This window comes from Microvirga sp. 2MCAF35 (assembly GCF_052115545.1).
Classification (GTDB): Bacteria; Pseudomonadota; Alphaproteobacteria; order Rhizobiales; family Beijerinckiaceae; genus Microvirga.
In genome coordinates, this window is the sequence record NZ_JBFRGW010000073.1 from 1 (window position 1) to 7,811 (window position 7,811).

At 60.8% G+C, this 7,811-nt stretch carries 5 protein-coding genes; 2 read left to right on the forward strand and 3 right to left on the reverse strand.

Translation table 11 applies throughout. The features are described 5' to 3' along the window. Positions 1–266: 266 nt before the first annotated feature. Positions 267–791: a single-stranded DNA-binding protein gene (locus AB4097_RS21100; RefSeq protein WP_442043193.1), complete on the reverse strand. Its 525-nt coding sequence runs from the start codon at positions 789–791 to the stop codon at positions 267–269. A 132-nt stretch (positions 792–923) separates the two neighbouring features. Beyond that, positions 924–1,271, reverse strand: a complete 348-nt coding sequence (locus tag AB4097_RS21105) for a hypothetical protein (protein WP_442043195.1) — start codon at positions 1,269–1,271, stop codon at positions 924–926. A gap of 210 nt (positions 1,272–1,481) precedes the next feature. Between AB4097_RS21105 and AB4097_RS21110 the strand changes: the two genes are divergently transcribed. Further along, positions 1,482–2,813, forward strand: coding sequence for a calcium-binding protein (locus tag AB4097_RS21110; protein WP_442043197.1), 1,332 nt, complete (start codon positions 1,482–1,484; stop codon positions 2,811–2,813). Between the two features lie 212 nt (positions 2,814–3,025). Then, positions 3,026–6,013: an excinuclease ABC subunit UvrA gene (uvrA, locus tag AB4097_RS21115; RefSeq protein WP_442043199.1), complete on the forward strand. Its 2,988-nt coding sequence runs from the start codon at positions 3,026–3,028 to the stop codon at positions 6,011–6,013. A gap of 61 nt (positions 6,014–6,074) precedes the next feature. Here the strand turns inward: uvrA and AB4097_RS21120 are convergent, their stop codons facing one another. After that, complete coding sequence (locus AB4097_RS21120) at positions 6,075–7,601, reverse strand: hypothetical protein (RefSeq protein ID WP_442043201.1); 1,527 nt, start codon at positions 7,599–7,601, stop codon at positions 6,075–6,077. Between the last annotated feature and the right edge of the window lie 210 nt (positions 7,602–7,811).

Here is a 7,811-nt window from a genome sequence, read left to right on the forward strand (position 1 = left end):
CCACCCGCGGCACGCCATGAGCCAATGGGAAATACGGTGAGATCCGCGCCATCTGGCGCTCGCTCAGAAGAAACAGATCACCCATCAGCACCTCCATCGCAGAGGCACTGAATCACTCCTCAGACCAAATTAATAGGTCCTGAGCCTAGTCTCCCGCAACTTAAGAAAAACCTCTACTTGCATTTTCGAATAAGTTGCGGCGGGAATTGTATCAATTCCCGCCGCAACTTATCGACGTTAGTAGACAAATATTAAAGTACCGCGCCTCAGAACGGAATGTCGTCGTCGAGATCGTTGTAGCGGGAGCCGCCGCCTCCGCCACCTCCGCCGAAGGACGGTGCAGGCCGCCGGTCCTGAGAGGGAGCCGAACGCCCGAAATCGCCGCCGCGGCTGATCTGGCCCGGCTCCTCGTCGCCGAACTCGGACGCGCCACCGCCGCCGCGGCTGTCCAGGATCGTCAGCTCGCCCCGGAAGCGCTGCAGCACCACCTCGGTGGTGTACTTCTCCTGGCCGCTCTGGTCCGTCCACTTGCGCGTCTGCAGCTGGCCCTCGACATACACCTTCGAGCCCTTCTTCAGGTACTGCTCCGCCACCCGGGCCAGGTTCTCGTTGAAGATCACCACCGAGTGCCACTCGGTCTTCTCCTTGCGCTCGCCCGTCCCCTTGTCCTTCCAGGTCTCCGACGTGGCAATCCGCAGGTTCACCACAGGCTCCCCGTTCGACAGACGCCGAACCTCAGGGTCCCGACCCAGGTTCCCCACCAATATCACCTTGTTCACACTGCCTGCCATCGGGCGCGCCTCTCTTTCATGCTTGAGGGCGAGTTCTGAAGCCGGAGCGTTCGGACGGCAAGCCATCGGCCGGGTTCTGCACAGGTCTGTCCCCAGTAAAGGGGATACGCCCCGGCGGCGCGGCCGCCAGGATCAATGCGCAAGAGCCTTCCGGACGAGGGCCAGGGCTTCGTCGCAGCCCGCCTTGTCACCGGAGGCGTCGGCCGCCCGGGCGCGCGCCAAAGCCGCCAAGGCCGCTTCTTCCGGTTTGCCTTCGCCGAGCTTCTGCTCGGCTGCCGCGATCGAAGCGGGCGTCGGCTGGTGTTGTTGAAGCGCCGCCGTGGATTCCGCAGCAGCCCTCCCCGATCCGGCCACGGCATCGATCCTGGCGTCGACCTGCGCCTGGAGCCCGTCGATCTCTGGCGTGCACGGGCCCGCATGGCTCGCTTGGATCATGAGGGCCAGGAACGCACCACCAAGCAGGATAAGCCGATGAACCATGACCCACACTCCTCTCGATCATGCAAGCTGGGATATGATTATTCTAACCCATGAACGCGGCTTTATCTCGGCTTTAATTCGTGCGCCCAGCGCCCGAACGCTTCGTTTTCCACGCGGCAGCACCAACCGGGAGGGCAGACTCGGGCGCGCAATGCCCGGTTGCAATTAATGTTACTTCATGTCATTCACCCCTCCAGAATGGAGGAATAAATGACCACCTATCGCATTACGGCCAAAAGAAAGGCCTTCAAGGGAACTGCCTCGGACGACTCCCTGTTCGGCTCGAAGTTCAAGGACATCTTCGACGGCCGCGCCGGCGACGATTACGTCTCTGGCGACGATGGCAATGACGATCTAACCGGCGGCGATGGCAACGACACCATTTATGGCGGCGTCGGATCGGACAAGGCACTAGGTGGCCTGGGCAAAGACTTTCTCGATGGCGGCCTGGGCAACGACAAGCTCTATGGCGGCGACGGTAGGGATTCTCTCATTGGCGGTGACGGCAATGATAGCCTCTATGGCGACGCGGGTCAGGACAGTGTTTACGGCGACGACGGCAACGACAAGCTCAACGGTGGCGAGGGTGACGATTACCTATCCGGGGGCAAAGGTAACGATCGACTCGATGGCGGCAAGGACGATGATCAGCTCTACGGCGGGGAAGGCAGTGACTATCTGTCCGGTGGGGCTGGCGACGACATCGTCGATGGGCGCGATCCTGAGTCTCCCCTTGTGAACGGAGTTCGGGTACCAAAGAGCGGAGACAGGCTCCTGGGTGGCGACGGCAATGATACGGTCAGGGTCGACTATGGGGACAACGCCCTGGGCGGCAAGGGCGTGGATACGCTCGATGTCCTGATCTATGACAACTTGTCCGGCTATAAGACCTATTTGCTCGATCTCTCGAAGGTTACCGGCAAGAAAGCTGCCGATATCGGCTATCTCGGCATCAAGGCGGGGCAGTTCGAAAAGGTCAGTGCTTCCGTCTATGCTATGGATGTCGGCAGCGTCATCACAGGCTCGAAGGGCAACGATTCGCTCTATGGCTCTGGCAAGTCCGGCGTGATTAACGGCGGAGCGGGTAACGATAAGATTACAGCATATGCTGACAATCCCGACAATCCGGCTAATGGGATCCTCGTCAATGGCGGCGCGGGCGACGACAAGCTGGGAGGTGGCGGCAACGTCACTCTCGTCGGCGGCGCGGGGGACGATCAGTTCATTCTGTCGCCGAATTCGGAATGCACGATCGCGGACTTCTCGGGCAAGGATTACTTCCTCGTCCAAGCCAATACGTTTCAACACTACGATGGCGATTTGGACAAGTACATCACCCCTGCCTTCGACAGGGCAAACCCGCTTGTTGTCGGGACCGATCCCAAGCCTGCCACGACCCTGGCGCAGTTCTTCTACGACACGGATGACGGCAAGCTGTACTACGATGCGGACGGGATTGGGACTAAGTTCGAACTTCAGCTCGTGGCGACCCTAGCCAACAAGGCAGCCCTCAAGGCCGCGGATTTCGTCTTCGTGCTCTGAGACCCAGTTCCGCACCACGTGAAGGCCCGCCTCGGCGGGCCTTTTCTTTTTGCAGGAGCGGTCGGCACGGCTCCGCTTGCCCGCCGTACCCTCTTTGTTCTAGGATCGTGTATCTGGAATCATCCGCCGCATTGCGCCGGCGGGCGGGGCACCACATATCCGGGGGCCGGTCGACCCAGGCCGGGACTCCCACTTCAAGGCTAAGCTCAGTAATGGCTAAACTCGACGAATTGTTCAACCGCGCCAAGGCGGGAGACCCGAATGCGCGTGTGATCTCGGTGCGCGGGGCGCGGGAGCACAACCTCAAGAACGTCGACCTGATGGTGCCCCGGGACCAATTCGTCGTGTTCACGGGACTGTCCGGCTCGGGCAAGTCGTCGCTGGCCTTCGACACGATCTACGCCGAGGGGCAGCGGCGCTACGTAGAGTCCCTGTCGGCCTATGCCCGACAGTTCCTCGAGATGATGCAGAAGCCGGACGTGGACCAGATCGACGGCCTCTCGCCCGCCATTTCCATCGAGCAGAAGACCACCTCCAAGAACCCGCGTTCGACGGTCGGCACCGTCACCGAGATCTACGACTACATGCGCCTGCTCTGGGCGCGGGTCGGCATCCCCTACTCTCCCGCTACCGGACTGCCCATCGAGAGCCAGACCGTTTCCCAGATGGTCGACCGGGTGCTGGACCTGCCCGAGAAGACCCGCCTTTATCTGCTGGCCCCGGTGGTGCGCGGCCGCAAGGGGGAGTACCGCAAGGAAATCGCCGAGTTCCAGAAGAAGGGCTTCCAGCGCCTGAAGATCGACGGTGAATACTACGCCATCGACGAGGCCCCTGCCCTCGACAAGAAGTTCAAGCACGACATCGACGTGGTGGTGGATCGCATCGTGGTGCGGGCCGACATCGCCGCGCGCCTGGCGGAATCCTTCGAGACGGCGCTCGAGCTGACGGACGGCATCGCGGTCATCGAATATGCCGACGAGAAGGACGAGAAGGGCAAGGCGAAGCACATCGTCTTCTCGTCCAAGTTCGCCTGCCCAGTCTCCGGCTTCACGATCCCCGAGATCGAGCCGCGCCTGTTCTCGTTCAACAACCCCTTCGGCGCCTGCCCCACCTGCGGCGGCATCGGCCATGAGATGCGCATCGACGAGGCCCTCGTGGTGGACGAGACCCTCTCCCTGAAGCGCGGCGCCATCATGCCCTGGGCGAAGTCGACCTCACCCTATTACGGCCAGACGCTGGAAGCCATCACCAAGCACTACAAGGCTTCCATGACGAAGCCCTGGTCCGAGCTGTCGGAGGAGGTGCGCAGCGCGATTCTTTACGGCTCCGACGGGGTTGCGATCCGCATGGCCTACGACGACGGCCTGCGCGCCTACGAGGTGAGGAAGCCTTTCGAGGGTGTGATCCCGAACCTGGAGCGCCGCTACAAGGAGACGGAGAGCGACTGGGCGCGCGAGGAAATCGGCCGCTTCATGAGCGAGACGCCCTGCGAGTCCTGCGGCGGCAAGCGCCTCAAGCCCGAAGCGCTCGCGGTGAAGATCGCCGGCTCCGACATCGGCGATGCCACGGCATTGTCCGTGAAGGACGCCCATGAATGGTTCGGCGGCCTCTCGAAAAAACTCAACAAGAAGCAGAACGACATCGCGGGCCGCATTCTCAAGGAGATCCGCGACCGTCTCACCTTCCTGGTCGATGTAGGCCTGGAATACCTGACGCTCGCCCGCTCCTCGGGCACCCTGTCGGGGGGCGAGAGCCAGCGCATCCGGCTTGCCTCGCAGATCGGCTCCGGCCTGACCGGCGTTCTCTATGTGCTCGACGAGCCCTCCATCGGCCTGCACCAGCGCGACAACGAGCGCCTGCTCGGCACCCTCAAGCGCCTGCGCGATCTCGGCAACACGGTGATCGTCGTGGAGCATGACGAGGATGCGATCCTTCAGGCCGATTACGTGTTCGATATCGGCCCCGGCGCCGGCATCCACGGCGGCAAGATCGTCGCCGAAGGCACGCCGGACGAGATCATGGCGAATTCCAAATCGCTGACGGGCAAGTATCTCACGGGCGAGATGTCCGTGAAGGTGCCCGGCAAACGCCGCAAGCCCGACCCGAAGCGCAAGATCAAGCTCGTGGGCGCGAAGGGCAACAACTTGAAGAACGTGACGGCGGAGATCCCGCTCGGCACCTTCACCTGCATCACAGGCGTGTCCGGCGGCGGCAAGTCCACCCTCGTCATCGACACGCTCTACAAGGCGGTGGCGCGCAAGCTCAACGGCGCGCTGGAGCACCCTGCCCCGCATGACCGCATCGAGGGCCTGGAGCATCTCGACAAGGTCATCGACATCGACCAGTCGCCCATCGGGCGCACGCCGCGCTCAAACCCGGCCACGTATGTCGGGGCCTTCACGCCGATCCGCGAGTGGTTCGCAGGTCTCCCCGAGGCGAAGGCTCGCGGCTACCAGGCCGGGCGCTTCTCCTTCAACGTTAAGGGCGGCCGCTGCGAGGCCTGCTCCGGCGACGGCGTGATCAAGATCGAGATGCACTTCCTGCCCGACGTCTACGTCACCTGCGACGTGTGCAAGGGCAAGCGCTACGACCGCGAGACGCTTGAGGTGAAGTACCGCGAGAAATCCATCGCCGACGTGCTCGACATGACCGTGGAGGAAGCCCGCGACCTGTTCAAGGCCGTGCCGTCGATCCGCGAAAAAATGCAGACGCTCGCCCGCGTCGGCCTCGACTACGTGCATGTGGGCCAGCAGGCGACCACGCTCTCCGGCGGCGAGGCTCAGCGCGTGAAGCTCTCCAAGGAGCTGTCCAAGCGCGCCACCGGCCGCACGCTCTACATTTTGGACGAGCCGACCACGGGCCTGCACTTCCATGACGTGGCGAAGCTTTTGGAGGTGCTGCACGAGCTGGTCGACCAGGGCAACACGGTCGTCGTGATCGAGCACAATCTCGAAGTGATCAAGACCGCCGACTGGGTGATCGACATGGGTCCCGAAGGCGGCAACGGCGGCGGGCAGATCGTGGCGCAGGGCACGCCCGAGGAGATCGCCGAATCGAAGGCCAGCCACACCGGCCGCTTCCTCAAGGAAGTGCTGGAGCGCAGGCCTCTGAAGAAGGAAACGGCCGCGAAGGATACCCCCAAGAAGGCGGCGGCGAAGAAGGACAAGAAGATAACGGCACGGCGGGAGGCGGCGGAGTGAGCGAAGACCTAGCGATATGGTATTTTCTTAATATCAACCAACTTAGGAGTTGTGCTGACTATTACGTCTCGCAGTCTCCTTGAGCCGCTCGCCTAGCCATATTTTCTTGATTGTAATAAATTATCCCGCGCTCATTCGCTGGTATGCTGAACTTGCTCACATTCACGCTCAGTCTCATCATCGTGATACGCCACAGATCGGAATCGAGCACATTCCGCGGGACGATGCCTGTATCTTCGAACTCTTGAAGATCAGGGAGGACGGCCCTCGCATCAGAACCCAGCCGGCATAAGGCCCTGAGAGAAGCGATCATCCTTTCCTTTGTAGACCACCAACTCCCACTCGCTAAAGCCGCAGCTCTGCCTTCCTTTAAAACTCCAATTAAGCGATTGGCGACGCTTGCGCCTTGATCAGCAAGGCGAAGAATCAAATTCGGTGATAGAAAGCCTGTCTCTGTACCGTCGACAAGCGCGTCGACTCGTGGATCAGGATTTGCGAAGCTCCCGTCCGGCAACAAGCGGGTAAGGCTCTCAAGAGATTTGTAGGGCTCACCAAAAGCGCCCCTGGCTCTTGCCGTCCATAGAAGGCGGTCTAGGATGCGACCTTTGAGCATCTCGGCAGCTCCTGGCACTTGAAGCGCATCAGATGGAAAAGCCTGAAAGCGCGCCACCCTTTCATCTGAGATCAGCTTTGCCAGACGCTCTAGATCTCCGGGCATTAAGCCGTTTTTGCTGATGATTAAGAAATAGTCGGGCACAAGCTCAAACACTTCATGGTAGACATGTCGGGACATGTCGTTGAGCGCTACGTCAAGCCGTTTGCGCAACCCGACAGGGGTGCCCCCAATCGGCTTCTCAAGGTTGAACGCTGTCAGGCGCTTCAGTGCGGCAATAACATCCAAAATTTCATTGCCGACCCGCTCTCGTGACCATTCCCAACCCGATGCCTCAAAGGTGGGACCGTATGGAACCAGCTTTAAAGGGATGGACAGCATCATCGTTTCAGATGCCGACTCGCGCGCCACGACGGAGCCTTCGACGAGAATCTCAAGGGCATTCACGTTCACGGACCCAGGAGCTAACTCAAGCCTACCCGGCTGCGTGCCGATCATCTCATTGACCCGGCGGATCGTGATATCCAGAACGACATCGCCTGCTGCTTGACGCACAACGCACTCGCTATCGGCAGTACGCCCTCGTGTCGCTCGGGCAATGGCGGTCGCATTAAAAGTCCAGTCAATTATGACATTCTGGCCAGACCTCGCCTCAACAGGCGTACAGGCCTCATCCTGCGCGATGCGGAAAATAAAAAGTTGTGCTGACACATTTCGCGTTGAGTGATCTACCTTCCGGTCATCCATCGAAACGACCACCTGCTGCGCTATTCCATTGTAGAGGAGCAGCTGGCAGAGGTCATTGCAGCCATTAGGAGACCACAGGCCCATTAAACCTTGGAGGCCAATTGTTCGTGCAGCAGGAATCGGAATTGGCAGATTTAGGTCGCGGTTTTTCACCTCCGTCAGCCATCGCTTCGACTGAGCGTTGATGATGTAGGGAAGCCCAACACCAAATGCTCCTACCAGCGCCAATCCGATACCTACACGAAATGTATAATTGAGGCGTCGGAGGCCGAACCAGCCGATGGAAAACAGGTAGCGTCCCGGGAGGTGGTGTAGGAGCGGGCCGCGAGGGCGGCATGCGAAGCTCCCCATAGCGCAGCATGCCGCCTGTGAGGTGGTCATCGCCAGTCTTCGGTTAGAGTTTGGGTTGCGACACCTGACCCTGACCCCGGAGACGAC